At 64.0% G+C, this 13,033-nt stretch carries 11 protein-coding genes and 1 other RNA gene; 6 read left to right on the plus strand and 6 right to left on the minus strand.

Features of this window, described 5'->3' with window-relative positions; translation table 11 throughout:
- Positions 1–18 precede the first annotated feature (18 nt).
- The 4 genes from pheA to gyrA form a co-directional block, all read right to left on the minus strand.
- Positions 19–1,101: a prephenate dehydratase gene (pheA, locus tag J3485_RS12705; protein WP_206955791.1), complete on the minus strand. Its 1,083-nt coding sequence runs from the start codon at positions 1,099–1,101 to the stop codon at positions 19–21.
- 57 nt (positions 1,102–1,158) lie between these two features.
- Complete coding sequence (gene serC, locus J3485_RS12710) at positions 1,159–2,241, minus strand: 3-phosphoserine/phosphohydroxythreonine transaminase (protein WP_206952858.1); 1,083 nt, start codon at positions 2,239–2,241, stop codon at positions 1,159–1,161.
- 234 nt (positions 2,242–2,475) lie between these two features.
- Positions 2,476–3,081 (minus strand): DUF2059 domain-containing protein, encoded by a 606-nt coding sequence (locus tag J3485_RS12715; RefSeq protein WP_206952860.1) that lies wholly within the window; start codon positions 3,079–3,081, stop codon positions 2,476–2,478.
- A 185-nt stretch (positions 3,082–3,266) separates the two neighbouring features.
- On the minus strand, positions 3,267–5,900 hold the full coding sequence (gene gyrA / locus J3485_RS12720) for a DNA gyrase subunit A (RefSeq protein WP_206952862.1): 2,634 nt from the start codon (positions 5,898–5,900) through the stop codon (positions 3,267–3,269).
- A gap of 501 nt (positions 5,901–6,401) precedes the next feature.
- On the opposite strand from gyrA, the gene ompA reads away from it, so the two are divergent.
- From ompA to ssrA, 4 genes are all read left to right on the plus strand, one after another.
- Complete coding sequence (ompA, locus tag J3485_RS12725; RefSeq protein ID WP_206952864.1) at positions 6,402–7,055, plus strand: outer membrane protein OmpA; 654 nt, start codon at positions 6,402–6,404, stop codon at positions 7,053–7,055.
- 153 nt (positions 7,056–7,208) lie between these two features.
- Entirely contained in the window at positions 7,209–7,907 is a 699-nt protein-coding gene (gene ubiG, locus J3485_RS12730) for a bifunctional 2-polyprenyl-6-hydroxyphenol methylase/3-demethylubiquinol 3-O-methyltransferase UbiG (RefSeq protein WP_206952865.1), read from the plus strand.
- Between the two features lie 20 nt (positions 7,908–7,927).
- The gene (locus J3485_RS12735; protein WP_206952867.1) at positions 7,928–8,641 is read left to right on the plus strand and encodes an HAD-IA family hydrolase; all 714 of its coding nucleotides are present in this window, start codon (positions 7,928–7,930) and stop codon (positions 8,639–8,641) included.
- Positions 8,642–8,771: 130 nt separating this feature from the next.
- Positions 8,772–9,128, plus strand: a transfer-messenger RNA (tmRNA) gene (gene ssrA, locus J3485_RS12740).
- 170 nt (positions 9,129–9,298) lie between these two features.
- Here the strand turns inward: ssrA and J3485_RS12745 are convergent.
- Positions 9,299–9,565 (minus strand): hypothetical protein, encoded by a 267-nt coding sequence (locus tag J3485_RS12745; protein ID WP_206952869.1) that lies wholly within the window; start codon positions 9,563–9,565, stop codon positions 9,299–9,301.
- A gap of 141 nt (positions 9,566–9,706) precedes the next feature.
- Positions 9,707–10,810 carry a substrate-binding domain-containing protein gene (locus J3485_RS12750; protein ID WP_206952871.1) on the minus strand — a complete coding sequence of 368 codons (1,104 nt, stop codon included), beginning with the start codon at positions 10,808–10,810 and terminating at the stop codon, positions 9,707–9,709.
- Positions 10,811–10,899: 89 nt separating this feature from the next.
- Between J3485_RS12750 and J3485_RS12755 the strand changes: the two genes are divergently transcribed.
- Both J3485_RS12755 and J3485_RS12760 read left to right on the plus strand, forming a co-directional pair.
- Complete coding sequence (locus tag J3485_RS12755) at positions 10,900–11,466, plus strand: NAD(P)H-dependent oxidoreductase subunit E (protein WP_374192421.1); 567 nt, start codon at positions 10,900–10,902, stop codon at positions 11,464–11,466.
- Complete coding sequence (locus J3485_RS12760) at positions 11,463–13,025, plus strand: formate dehydrogenase beta subunit (protein WP_206952875.1); 1,563 nt, start codon at positions 11,463–11,465, stop codon at positions 13,023–13,025. The genes J3485_RS12755 and J3485_RS12760 overlap by 4 nt, the downstream gene beginning before the upstream one ends.
- Positions 13,026–13,033: the final 8 nt, after the last annotated feature.

Raw genomic sequence — 13,033 nt, forward strand, 5'->3', positions numbered from 1 at the left:
TCGCGAGCATGGGCGGCACTAGCGCGCGCGCGGGTACGAGCCGAGGATCTTGAGAAACGCAGCCTTCTTCTCGAGCGCGGCGAGCGCATCGGCAACCGCCGGGTCCTCGCGATGGCCTTCGACGTCGATATAGAAGTAGTACTCCCAAGTGCCGACGCGCGCCGGACGAGACTCGAAACGCGTCATCGACACGCCGTGCCGCGCAAGCGGCTCGAGCAGCTTGAACACGGCGCCCGGCTCGTTCTTCACCGAAACGATCAACGACGTCTGGTCGTGCCCGCTGCGGCCCGCCGGCGTGTGGCCGACCATCACGAAACGAGTCCGGTTGTGCGGATCGTCCTGAATCAGCGGATAGGCGGTTCTAAGTCCATAGAACGACGCCGCCCGGTCGCTCGCGATCGCGGCCACGGTCGGGTCGACGGAGGCCATGCGCGCGGCCTCGGCGTTGCTCGACACGGCTTGCCGCTCGATGTGCGGCATGTGCGTCGCAAGCCAGCGCTGGCACTGCGCGAGCGCCTGTGCATGAGCGCAAACGCGCGTAATGCCCGTCAGGGCTCCGCTTTGCGTGAGCAGATTGTGCCGAATCGGCAGCGCAAGCTCGCCGCCGATCAACAGTTGCGACTGCAGCAGCAAATCGAGTGTGCGCGAAACCGCCCCTTCGCTCGAGTTCTCGACCGGCGCAACGCCGAATTGGGCGCTCCCCGATTCGACGGAACGAAACACCTCGTCGATGGACAAGCACGGCAACCCCTCGATCGAATGACCGAAGTACTCGTACATGGCCTCTTCGCTGTAGGTGCCGGCCGGACCGAGATAAGCCGCCGTGACGGTCTGCTCGAGCGAGCGGCTCGCCGCCATGATCTCGCGCCATATCGCGCTGATGTGATCGCCCGCAAGCGGGCCCGCGCTCATGGCCTGCAGGCGCGAAATGACTTGCTGCTCGCGCTCGGGCCTGAACACGGGCGCGTTGAAATGCTTCTTGACCTCGCCCACTTCGAGCGCGATCGCGGCGCGCTGATTGAGCAGCGCGATGAGCTGCGCGTCGATCGCATCGATCCGATCGCGCAGCGGCTTCAGCTTTGAGTTGAGTTCGTCGTCCATGCGTAAAACGGCCGTATCGAAAACAGGCGGCGTCAAGCGCGCCCTCTCCCACGCGGTTTAGGCGCGAGTCCGTTCGAATTCCTTCATGTACTCGACAAGCGCTTTGACGCCTTCGAGCGGCACCGCGTTGTAGATCGACGCCCGCATGCCGCCGACGGACTTGTGGCCCTTGAGCTGCATCAGCCCGCGCGCCTTCGCGCCGGCCAGGAAATCTTCGTTGCGCGATTCGTCGGCGAGGAAGAACGGTACGTTCATCCGCGAACGCGATTCGCGCTCCACTTTGTTGAGATAGAAGCTGCTCGCATCGATCGTGTCGTAGAGCAGCTTCGACTTTTCGAGGTTGCGCGCCTCGATTTCCTTCAATCCGCCCTGCCGCTTCAGCCACTTGAAGACGAGCCCGGCGATGTAGATCGCATACGTGGGCGGCGTGTTGAACATCGAGTTGTTCTCGGCGACGATCCGCCACTCGAATGCGGACGGGCAAATCGCCAGCGCCCGGTCGAGCAGGTCCTCGCGTACGACGACGATCGTCAAGCCGGCCATGCCGATGTTCTTTTGCGCGCCGCCGTACATGACCCCGTACTTGGCCACGTCGAGCGGCCGCGACAGCACGTGCGAGGAGACGTCCGCGACGAGCGGAACATCGCCGAGTTCGGGAATATCGAACGTCTCGACACCGTGAATCGTTTCGTTCGTGCAAAGATGCACGTAGGCCGGATCGTCGGACAATTGCCATTCGCCGCGCTTGGGTGCGCGCGTGAAGCCGTTTGCCGTCTCGCCGCTGGCCGCGACGTGCGGCTTGCAGTACTTGGCGGCTTCCTTGAATGTCTTTTGCGACCAGGAGCCCGTGAGGACGAAGTCGGCGACGTCTCGCTTGCCGAGCATGTTCATCGGTACGATCGCGTTCTCGCCGAGGCCGCCGCCCTGCAGAAACAAGACCCGATGGCTCGCCGGCGCTTGCAGCAGCTCGCGCAGATCGGTCAGCGCCTCTTCGTGGATCGACATGAACTCGCGCCCGCGGTGGCTCATCTCCATCACGCTCATGCCGCTGCCATGCCAATCGAGCATTTCGTCGGCCGCTTGACGCAGTACCTCTTCGGGCAACGCTGCGGGGCCGGCCGAGAAATTGAAGACGCGCATCGTGAGACCCCCCGAGAATGGATAAACGGATGGATGAACGCTAACCGCGCTCATCGCCGGCGAATACGCCGGGCACGAACCAGAAATAGATAATGGCCGTTCGCGCATTCCGCGCAAACGGCCATTATCGCACCGCCGATCGAAAACCGCTCGCGCAGGCCCGGCGCACGGGCACCACGGCGCGGTGCCGCCGGACCAGCCCGAACGAGCCGGTCTGCGCGGACTGGGTACGGCTTACTTGCCGGGCTTGACCGCGGCGACTTCCTTGTCGGCTTGTGCGCGCGTGGCCTGGATCGACTGCGGCATGTACTTCTGCATCAAGCCGCCGACGACATCACGGCCAACCTGGTCTTGCACTTGAATGAACTTACGACCCGTCGGGCTCTTGTAGAACGTCGTCAGGTCCTTGATTTCCTGCGTCGAGTAGTACTTCGCGTAAGCGTCGTACTGCGCTTGCATCGCATCTTGGCGGAAGGAGTCCGTCGCGAACACTTGACCTGCCGAATCCACGAGCTTGGGCACCGCGTTCTTTTGCAGCGCCGGCACGGCCGCTTGCTTTTGCTTGTCGTTCAGCGTCTTGTTCTCCGAAAGCGCTTCCGACAGGATTTCCGGCACGTACTGCTTCGCTTGCATCTGAGCGCTGTTGCCGATCGCACCGACGAGCTTTTGCGCGTCGATCGCCTCGAGCAGATCCTTGATCGCAGCTTGCTTGGCCGCATCGACCGGCGCGGCGGCAGCGGCGGACGGAGCAGCCGCCGTTTGACTCTGGAGCGCCTGCGCCATCGCGAAAGTCGGCACGAAAGCAGCCAGCAGCATCCATTGCGTGAATCGTCGTTGCATCATCACTCCCTGTAAAAAATGAATCGTTCGCGCGCGAAGCCGTTCGGCCCGGCTCGCGCCCCGCCGTCGTCAGCCGCGACGGGCACGCTTGGCCTATGCCGCGATCGCTCGCGCGCTTCGTTGTCTTTCCTCAAACCCAGGACAGAGCGGCACCACTTCGATATGGTCAACCGCTCTCGCACCGACTACTGCGCGTCGTCCTCGCCCGCTTCGTCATCGGCTACCGCGCCGTCGACTTCGACGTCGACATCGACATCGGGATCGGCTTCCGCGATTTGCTGCAGGCCCGAGAGCTTCGTACCTTCGTCAAGGCTGATGAGTGTAACACCCTGCGTCGCCCGGCCCATCTCACGAATCTCGGAAACACGCGTGCGAATGAGCACGCCCGTCGTCGTGATCAGCATGATTTGATCTTCCGTGTCCACGAGCGTTGCGGCCACCACTCTGCCGTTGCGCTCGGACGTCTGGATCGCGATCATACCCTTCGTGCCGCGCCCGTGCCGCGTGTATTCGGTGATCGGCGTACGCTTGCCGTAGCCGTTCTCGGTGGCCGTCAGCACCGACTGCGTCTCGCTGCCGGCAACCAGCATGGCAATGACCTGCTGCCCCTCGTCGAGCTGCATGCCGCGCACGCCGCGCGCCTCGCGGCCCATCGGGCGGACGTCGTTCTCGTCGAAGCGAACGGCCTTGCCCGCATCGGAGAACAGCATGACATCGTGCTGTCCATCGGTGATGGCTGCGCCGATCAGGTAATCGCCATCGTCGAGACCGACGGCAATGATACCTTTGCGCAACGGCCTGCTGAAAGCCTCCAGCGGCGTCTTCTTGACGGTGCCGAGCGCGGTGCCCATGAAGACGAACTTATCGGCCGAGAACTCCTTCACCGGCAGGACGACGTTGATCTTCTCGCCTTCCTGCAGCGGGAACATATTGACGATGGGGCGGCCGCGCGAGTTCCGCGAGCCTTGCGGCACCTCGTACACCTTGACCCAGTAAACGCGGCCGCGGTTCGAGAAGCAGAGGATGTGGTCGTGCGTGTTCGCGATGAACAGCGTGTCGATCCAATCGTCCTCTTTCATCTGCGTGGCCTGCTTGCCGCGCCCGCCGCGCTTTTGCGCACGATATTCGGAAAGCGGCTGCGACTTCACGTAGCCCGTGTGAGACATCGTCACGACCATGTCCTGCGGCGTGATCAGATCCTCGGTATTGAGCTCCGTGGCGTTCAACTCGATCTTCGAGCGGCGCGCGTCGCCGAACTCGGTCTTCACGGCCGTGAGTTCGTCGCCGATGACGGCCGTGATGCGCTCCGGCCGCGCGAGGATGTCGAGCAAATCGGCGATCTGAGCCATGACTTCGCGGTATTCGCCGATGATTTTGTCTTGCTCGAGGCCCGTCAGGCGCTGCAGGCGCATTTGCAGGATTTCCTGCGCCTGCGTGTCGGACAGCTTGTAGAGGCCGTCGCCCTGCATGCCGAACGCGGGGTTGAGGCCCTCGGGGCGGTAGGCTTCGCGGCCGCCGGCCGAAGCGTTCTCGGCTTCGGCGCGGGCCAGCATTTCGCGCACGAGCGACGAATCCCACGCGCGCGCCATCAAGTCCTGCTTGGCGATCGGCGGTGTCGGCGCGGCCTTGATGATGGCGATGAAGTCGTCGATGTTCGCCAGCGCGACGGCGAGGCCCTCGAGCACGTGACCGCGTTCGCGCGCTTTACGCAATTCGTACACGGTGCGCCGCGTCAGCACTTCCCGGCGATGCGAGAGGAACGCGTCGAGCATCTCCTTCAGATTCAGGAGCTTGGGCTGGCCGTCGACGAGCGCGACCATGTTCATGCCGAACGTGTCCTGCAGTTGCGTCGCCTTGTAAAGATTGTTCAGCACGACCTCGGGCACTTCGCCGCGCTTGAGCTCGATGACGACGCGCATCCCGCTCTTGTCCGACTCGTCGCGAATGTCGGAGATGCCCTCGAGCTTCTTCTCGTTGACGAGCTCCGCAATGCGCTCGAGCAGCGAGCGCTTGTTCACCTGGTACGGCAATTCATCGACGATGATCGCCATGCGCTGGCCGCGATCGATCTCCTCGAAGTGCGTGGCCGCGCGCATGACGACGCGGCCGCGCCCCGTGCGATAGCCGTCGCGCACGCCGGCGACGCCGTAGATGATGCCGGCCGTCGGGAAATCGGGCGCGGGAATGATTTCGATCAGTTCGTCGATGCTCGCCTGCGGATTCTTCAGCAGATGATGGCAGGCATCGACCACTTCGTTCAGGTTGTGCGGCGGGATGTTCGTCGCCATCCCGACGGCGATGCCCGAGGAGCCATTGATCAGCAGATTCGGGATGCGCGCCGGCAGAATCAGCGGCTCGCTTTCGCTGCCGTCGTAGTTCGGCCCGAAATCGACGGTTTCCTTGTCGATGTCGGCCAGCAATTCGTGGCCGATCTTCGCCATGCGGATTTCGGTGTACCGCATGGCCGCGGCGTTGTCGCCGTCGATCGAGCCGAAGTTGCCCTGGCCGTCGACGAGCATGTAGCGCAGCGAGAAATCCTGCGCCATGCGCACGATCGTGTCATAGACCGCGGTGTCGCCGTGCGGATGGTATTTACCGATGACATCGCCGACGATACGCGCCGACTTCTTATAGGCGCGGTTCCAGTCGTTGTTCAGTTCGTGCATCGCGTAGAGCACGCGGCGGTGGACCGGCTTCAGGCCATCGCGGACATCGGGGAGCGCCCGCCCCACGATCACGCTCATCGCGTAATCGAGATACGAACGGCGCATTTCCTCCTCGAGGGAGATCGGCAGAGTCTCTTTGGCGAATTGATCCATTATCGGTATCTTTATCGGGCGCGAACGGAACGAAAACGAAGCGGACCGCCCACTCCCGTTGGCCCGGCAGGAGGCGCCGGGCATCACGCGATTCTAACATGCCCGCCATCCGCGCCCGACACCCCCGGCACGTACTCCCCCACGTGCGCGCGCCGCAGCCGCTGTGACACCTTGGATTCTTGCCGCCACAGAAAGCGATTCTTTCAGATGCGCTGGCACGCATCCTGCGACCGGCGATCGCCCCGAAAAGCCCGCCGGACGCCCCTGTTGCTGAAGCACCACATTCGAAACGAGCGGTAACAGGTGGTAGGATTTTTTTTTCGTAAGAAGGGAACGATATGGCAAAATGCCAACGCACTTGGTTAGACGCTGCTCGAAGTGTCCACAGGGTACCGCGTTTTTTGTGCCGCACCAATGTTATACTTCGAGCAATGTATGACTTGTCTTCGTCATCCAAGCTCGCAGTAAACCTGCGGTAATCTCAATTTCGAGAGGAGAAATATGAATAAATTTTCAAAGCTCGCGTGCATTGCAGCTACCGCAGTCATGGCTGCATCCGCATCGGCACAGTCGGTGCCGGCGTCGCGACAAGCTACGAACGACAACTGGGTGAACGGCACCGGCGAATACGTGTGGATGAACGGCACGAACGAGCTTTGCTGGCGCGATGCGTTCTGGACGCCGGCCACGGCCAACGCCAAGTGTGACGGCGCGCTCGTCGCGCAAGCCCCGACGCCGCCGGCTCCGGTCGCTCCGGTCGCTCCGCAGGTCACGAGCCAAAAGGTAACGTACAGCGCCGACACGCTGTTCGACTTCGACAAGGCTACGCTGAAGCCGGCTGGCCGCGAAGCGCTCGACGGCCTCGCCGCCAAGCTCGAAGGCATGAACCTCGAAGTTGCCGTTGCGACGGGCTACACGGACAAGATCGGTTCGGACAAGTACAACGACCGTCTGTCGCTGCGTCGTGCGCAAGCTGTCAAGGCTTACCTGGTCAGCAAGGGCGTGCCTGCCAGCAAGATCTACACGGAAGGCAAGGGCAAGCGCAACCCGGTCAAGACGGACTGCGCGCAGAAGAACCGCAAGGCGCTCATCGCGTGCCTGGCACCGAACCGCCGCGTGGAAGTCGAAGTCGTCGGTACGCAGCAACAGCAGTAAGCTGCCCCTCGGCATCGCGAAAAACCCCGCTTCGGCGGGGTTTTTTTCTGCCTGCGCCCGCGCGGCCGTCACGTCGGTCGGAGCGGCTTTTGCCGCAGCGCGCAACCCCGTTATACTCAGCCTAATCCCGGCCTCTCCACCCTTTGCAACGTTATGACGAATGCCGATCCCCACGAGCTACGGAAATTTAGCGACCTTGCGCATCGCTGGTGGGATCCGAATGCCGAATTCAAACCGCTGCATGAGCTGAACCCCATTCGCCTCGGCTGGATCGACGCTCATGCCCACTTGCCGGGCAAACGCGTGCTCGACATCGGCTGCGGCGGTGGCATCTTGTCCGAATCGATGGCCAGCCTCGGCGCTCAAGTGAAAGGCATCGATCTGTCGAATCAGGCGCTCGGCGTGGCCGATCTGCACAGCCTCGAAAGCGGCATCACGGTCGAATACGAGGAAATCGCGGCCGAAGCGCTTGCCGCGCGCGAGCCCGGCAGCTACGACGCCGTCACCTGCATGGAAATGCTCGAGCACGTGCCCGATCCTGCAGCGATCGTCAAAGCCTGCGCCACGCTCGTCAAACCGGGCGGCTGGGTGTTCTTTTCGACGCTCAATCGAAACGTGAAGTCGTATCTGCTCGCGGTTATCGGCGCCGAATACATCGCCCAGATGCTGCCCAAGGGCACACACGACTACGCACGCTTCATCCGCCCCTCGGAACTCGCCGCGTTCGCGCGCGAGGCTAGCCTGCGGGCGGTCGAAGTCAAGGGCATCACGTACCGTCCGCTCGGCAAGCATTTCGCCCTCTCCGACGATACGAGCGTCAACTATCTGTTCGCATGCCGCCGCGACGGCTGAATGGCACCGCCTCTAGAATCATGAGCCAACCTATCTCGCAACCCGCGCGGCACGACGGCGCGCCGCAGCTCGCGCGATGCCGCGCCGCCCTGTTCGACCTCGACGGCACGCTCGCGGATACGGCGCCCGACCTTGTCGCCGCCGTCAATAAGATGCGCCGCGACCGCGGGCTCGAACGCGTCCCGATCGAGCAGTTGCGCCCGCTGGCATCGGCCGGCGCACGCGGCCTGATCGGCGGCGCCTTCGGCCTCGGGCCGGACGATCACGATTACGCCTCGATGCGCGAGGAGTTCCTCGCCAATTACGAAGCCGACTTGTGCATCGAAACGACGCTGTTCCCCGGTATCGCGCAATTGCTCGATGCGCTCGATGCACACGGCATCCCCTGGGGTATCGTCACGAACAAGGTCGGCCGTCTCACGATGCCGCTCGTCGAGCAACTCGGGCTAGCGGCACGCGCCGGCTGCGTGGTGAGCGGCGACACGACACCGCACTCGAAGCCGCATCCTGCCCCGCTGCTGCATGCCGCCGCGGCGCTCGCGCTGCCGCCGGAGAAAATCGTCTACATCGGTGATGATTTACGCGATGTCCAAGCGGGTTTCGCGGCCGGGATGGCCACCGTCGCCGCCGCCTACGGCTATTGCGGCAACGATTTGCCGCCCGCCATGTGGCACGCGCAGCACATCGTCGACTCGCCGCTGCAGCTCCAACATCTGCTCGGCGCCCTGAACTGACGGCGCGCGAGCGCCACAGCGGCGGCCGCCGGCTTTAATGCGTATGGGGTTCGTATGGGCGGCGCTCCGCTTCAATACCCAGCGAAGCGCACCGTCTTGCGTTCTGTGGGATAATGAAAGCTTGCACACAGGGGCCGACCTGGTTTCGACGTGGGTAATGAAGCAGTTCAGGGCATACCGAGGACCCGTCACCTCGTAAATCAATGGGACTTAAGTAACTGCGAACGACAACACTTTCGCATTGGCGGCTTAACCCCGCCAACCTCGCACTAGCTCGCTGACGGGCTAGGGTCGCAAGACTAGCGAGGTCATTCACGTCAGATAATCCTCGATGGTGTCACGACATCGGGGCCGAAAATTGAGTGACTCGCCGTAACGAAGCGTGTTCGTCCGCGTCGGTGCGGTTAAATCAAATGACTGAACTAAGTATGTAGAACTGGCTGTGGACTATTTGCGGACGCGGGTTCGATTCCCGCCGGCTCCACCAACACTTGTTGCCTTCGATGCCCTCGAGGTCAGCCCAACACCCCGACGAGTTCAGCGCTCGCGGGGTGTTTTGTTTTGCGGGAGCGGCACCTCGAAGTTCATGCGCAGATTACCCGCGCCAATCTCCGCAAGCGCAACCTCCCCGACCCAAGGACCGACCGCAAGCCCGCATCAATTACTGTCGTCAGGACATTGCAGATTGCAGCCGTCCGGATCGCCGTCATCGCCCTTCTTGCGCAGCTTCGTGGTGTGCGTTTGGTACTTTTTCGACGGCGCCGACGCCGCAAACTCCAATTGCGGATGCGCCTGGAGCTGGAATTCGTCCTGCAGGATGCCTCCCGGCACGCCGGGTGCGTTCTGCGCAAAAGCGAGCGATGCAACCGCGGACAGCACGCCGGCCGCCGCCACGCCGGCGCAGAGATTGAAAAGCGATTTCATAGCGATTACCGCGCCGGGCGGCGCGGTCCGAATCAGTCTGACTGGAGAATCGTAAGCGTAACGCAGAACTGGCGCACCATGCAGCCGAAACTGTTACGGTCGTAACGGAAACCGGACCCGCGCGGGGCGCTTCGCTCGCGCTCATCGCGCCGCGTCGGCCGCCCCCGACATGGCCGCGCCGCGCAGGCCCGCCGACACGTCGACGAGTTCGCCGCAGTGGGTCGGGTCGTAGCCCTCGAGCGCCGCCACGCTCGCGCGGAAATCGCTGCTGCGCAGCACGGCGAGCGCCGACGCGAGCGGCTGCGCCGACAGTCTCGCCCGATCGCAAGCGAAGTAGTAATCCTCATCGACGATCGGCACGAAATCGAGCCCAAAATGATGCGCGGCCGGCGCCACGCCGAAGCCGGCGTCGGCCATGCCGCTCGCGACGAACGCCGCGATCGCCGTGTGCGTCAGCTCCGTCGACGCGTACCCGTCGATCCGCTCGGGATCGATGCCGATGCTGTTCAACGCGAGATCGAGCAGCAGCCGCGTGCCGGAGCCCGGCTGGCGGTTGACGAATCGCACATCGGGCCGCGCCAGATCGTCGAGACCGCGTATTCCCTTCGGATTGCCCTTACCCAGAAACAACCCTTGCTTACGCGCCGTCAAATAGACGAGCACGTGTCGCCGGGGATCGAGCCAGCGTCGATAGATATCGGCGCAGAGTTCGCGAAACACGCCGCGCGGCAAGTGAAAGCCGGCGAAATCGCATTCGCCGCGCGCCAGCGCCGCCACCGCCTCAGCGCTCTCCCGATACTTGATGTCCACCGCGCTTGCCTCGCGAGCGTTCAATTGCGCCGCCAGCGCCGCAACCGCATAACCGTGCGACGCGTGAATGCGCGTGGTCGCGCCGGCGCCAAGCTGGCGGTTCAATTCCGCCGCCACTTCGCCCGCGAGCTGCTTCAACGGCCCGTCGAGCCGCTCGGCGCAGGCGCGCTGCGCCTGTACGACGGCTCGCCCGAGCGCCGACAGTGCCGATCCCTTGCCCCGCTCCTTCGAAATCAGCTCGCCCCCGAGCTTTGCCTCGAGCGCGCGCAGCAGCCCCCATGCATGCCGATACGACAGATGCCGCTCGCCCGCGGCCTGCGCGATGCTGCCCGTCTCGTCGACGAGCGCAAGCAGCGGCACGATGTCCGAGAGGCTCGCTTCCCGGCCGGCGCTGTCGCGCACGACCAATTCCGCGACGCATTTGATTTCAATCATTTATGTAGTTCAACTTCCTATTGCGCGTCGCCTGACCCGCGCCTATTGTTCCGGAATAACGGCCATAGCCGAGCATATATGCACACTATATGATCAGCAAGTGCATATTGAAGTCTAGGAGGAGCCCCACCTTGGAACACGCCAGCGCCACGGCGCCGGACGAACTCGTCCGCCGGCACGCCTCGCCGGGCGCATCGCTGATCGCGGTGCTGCACGCCATTCAGGACGATGCGGGCTTCGTCCCGCCCGAGGTCGTCGCGCCGCTCGCGCGCGCCTTCAATCTGTCGCGCGCCGAAGTCCACGGCGTGATCACGTATTACCACCACTTCCGCACGCGCCCGAGCGCGCCGGTCACAGTCGCGCTGTGTCGCGCCGAAGCCTGCCGCAGCATGGGCACTGAAGCGCTGGCCCAGCACATCGAAGGCCGCACCGGTTGCCGCTTCGATGAGGCGCACAATGCCGGCGCCAATGCCGGGCACGACGCCGAAGTCGAGCTCGAATCGGTCTACTGCCTTGGCCAATGCGCCCTGTCGCCCTCGATGACGATCAACGGCACGCTGCACGTGAAGGTCACGCCCCGGAAATTCGATGCGTTGCTCGAACAGGCCCGCGCCAATGCGGCGGCGCGCATCGCGAACACGAAGGAGAGCGTATGACCACGCGTGTTTTCGTTCCTCGCGACTCGTCGGCGCTCGCCCTCGGCGCCGATGCAATCGCCGACGCGATCGTGCAAGAGGCTGCGCGCCGCGGCATCGCCATCGAACTCGTGCGCAATGGCTCGCGCGGCCTGCTTTGGCTCGAGCCGCTCGTCGAAGTCCAAGGGCACGACGGCCGTGTCGGCTACGGCAATGTCGAGCCGGCTGAGGTCGCCTCGTTGTTCGATGCGGACTTTCTGACGGGCGGCACGCACGCACGCTCGGTCGGCGTCGTCGACGAGATTCCCTATCTCAAGCGGCAGCAACGCCTGACGTTCGCACGTCTAGGCATCACCGATCCGCTCTCGATCGACGACTACGTCGCGCACGGCGGCCTCGCGGGGCTGACGGCCGCCCTCGGCATGAGCGCCGAGGCCGCTTGCGAAACGGTGCTGGAATCGGGCCTGCGCGGCCGCGGCGGCGCCGCGTTTCCGGCAGGCATCAAATGGCGCACGGTGCGCGAAGCGAAAGCCGACCAAAAGTACGTCGTTTGCAATGCGGACGAAGGCGACTCGGGCACGTTCTCCGATCGTCTCGCCATGGAGGGCGACCCGTTCTCGCTGATCGAAGGCATGATCATTGCCGGTATTGCGACAGGCGCGACGCGCGGCTACATCTACGTGCGCAGCGAATACCCGCATTCGATCGCGATGCTCGCCGCGGCCATCGATCAAGCTCGCGCGACCGGCTGGCTCGGCGAGCGCGTGCTCGGTTCGGCCCACGCCTTCGAACTCGAAGTGGCCAAGGGCGCGGGATCGTATGTCTGCGGCGAGGAAACCGCGTTGCTCGAATCGCTCGAGGGCAAGCGCGGGATCGTTCGCGCGAAGCCTCCCGTCCCCGCGTTGGCCGGATTGTTCGGTCAGCCCACGGTCGTCAACAACGTCATCACGCTCGCGACGGTGCCGATCATCTTCGCGCGCGGAGCCGCGTTCTATCGTGACTTCGGCATGGGCCGCTCGCGCGGCACGCTGCCGTTCCAGTTGGCCGGCAACATCAAGCAAGGCGGGCTCGTCGAGCTTGCCTTCGGCGTGACGCTGCGCGAACTCGTCGAGACCTTCGGCGGCGGCACCGCGAGCGGCCGCCCCGTGCGCGCGATCCAAGTGGGCGGCCCGCTCGGCACCTACTTGCCCGAAAGCCAGTGGGACATCCCGCTGGATTACGAAGCCTATGCAGCCGTGGGCGCCGTCGTCGGACACGGCGGGCTCGTCGTTCACGACGACACGTCGAACCTCGCCGAACTCGCGCAATATGCGATGCATTTCTGCGCCATCGAATCGTGCGGCAAATGCACGCCTTGCCGCATCGGCTCGACGCGCGGCGTGGAAGTCATCGCGCGCATCCGCGAAGGCGATACGTCGCCGAAGCAGGTCCAATTGCTGCGCGAACTCTGCGACACGATGGTGGCGGGCTCGCTCTGCGCGATGGGCGGCATGACGCCCTACCCGGTGCTGTCCGCCCTCGACCATTTCCCCGAAGACTTCGGTCTTCGTCCCGCTGCGCCGAATGCGGCTGCGGCTTGATTGACGGA

The sequence above is a fragment of the Trinickia acidisoli genome, from assembly GCF_017315725.1.
GTDB classification, from domain to species: domain Bacteria; phylum Pseudomonadota; class Gammaproteobacteria; order Burkholderiales; family Burkholderiaceae; genus Trinickia; species Trinickia acidisoli.

Bases quoted from the DNA above. Each gene is read 5' to 3' on its own strand.
- J3485_RS12755 (WP_374192421.1), top strand. From the start codon at position 10,900: ATGATCAGCAAGTGCATATTGAAGTCTAGGAGGAGCCCCACCTTGGAA.
- J3485_RS12715 (WP_206952860.1), bottom strand. From the start codon at position 3,081: ATGCAACGACGATTCACGCAATGGATGCTGCTGGCTGCTTTCGTGCCG.
- J3485_RS12750 (WP_206952871.1), bottom strand. From the start codon at position 10,810: ATGATTGAAATCAAATGCGTCGCGGAATTGGTCGTGCGCGACAGCGCC.
- pheA (WP_206955791.1), bottom strand. From the start codon at position 1,101: ATGGACGACGAACTCAACTCAAAGCTGAAGCCGCTGCGCGATCGGATC.
- serC (WP_206952858.1), bottom strand. From the start codon at position 2,241: ATGCGCGTCTTCAATTTCTCGGCCGGCCCCGCAGCGTTGCCCGAAGAG.
- J3485_RS12760 (WP_206952875.1), top strand. From the start codon at position 11,463: ATGACCACGCGTGTTTTCGTTCCTCGCGACTCGTCGGCGCTCGCCCTC.
- J3485_RS12745 (WP_206952869.1), bottom strand. From the start codon at position 9,565: ATGAAATCGCTTTTCAATCTCTGCGCCGGCGTGGCGGCGGCCGGCGTG.
- J3485_RS12735 (WP_206952867.1), top strand. From the start codon at position 7,928: ATGAGCCAACCTATCTCGCAACCCGCGCGGCACGACGGCGCGCCGCAG.
- ompA (WP_206952864.1), top strand. From the start codon at position 6,402: ATGAATAAATTTTCAAAGCTCGCGTGCATTGCAGCTACCGCAGTCATG.
- ubiG (WP_206952865.1), top strand. From the start codon at position 7,209: ATGACGAATGCCGATCCCCACGAGCTACGGAAATTTAGCGACCTTGCG.
- gyrA (WP_206952862.1), bottom strand. From the start codon at position 5,900: ATGGATCAATTCGCCAAAGAGACTCTGCCGATCTCCCTCGAGGAGGAA.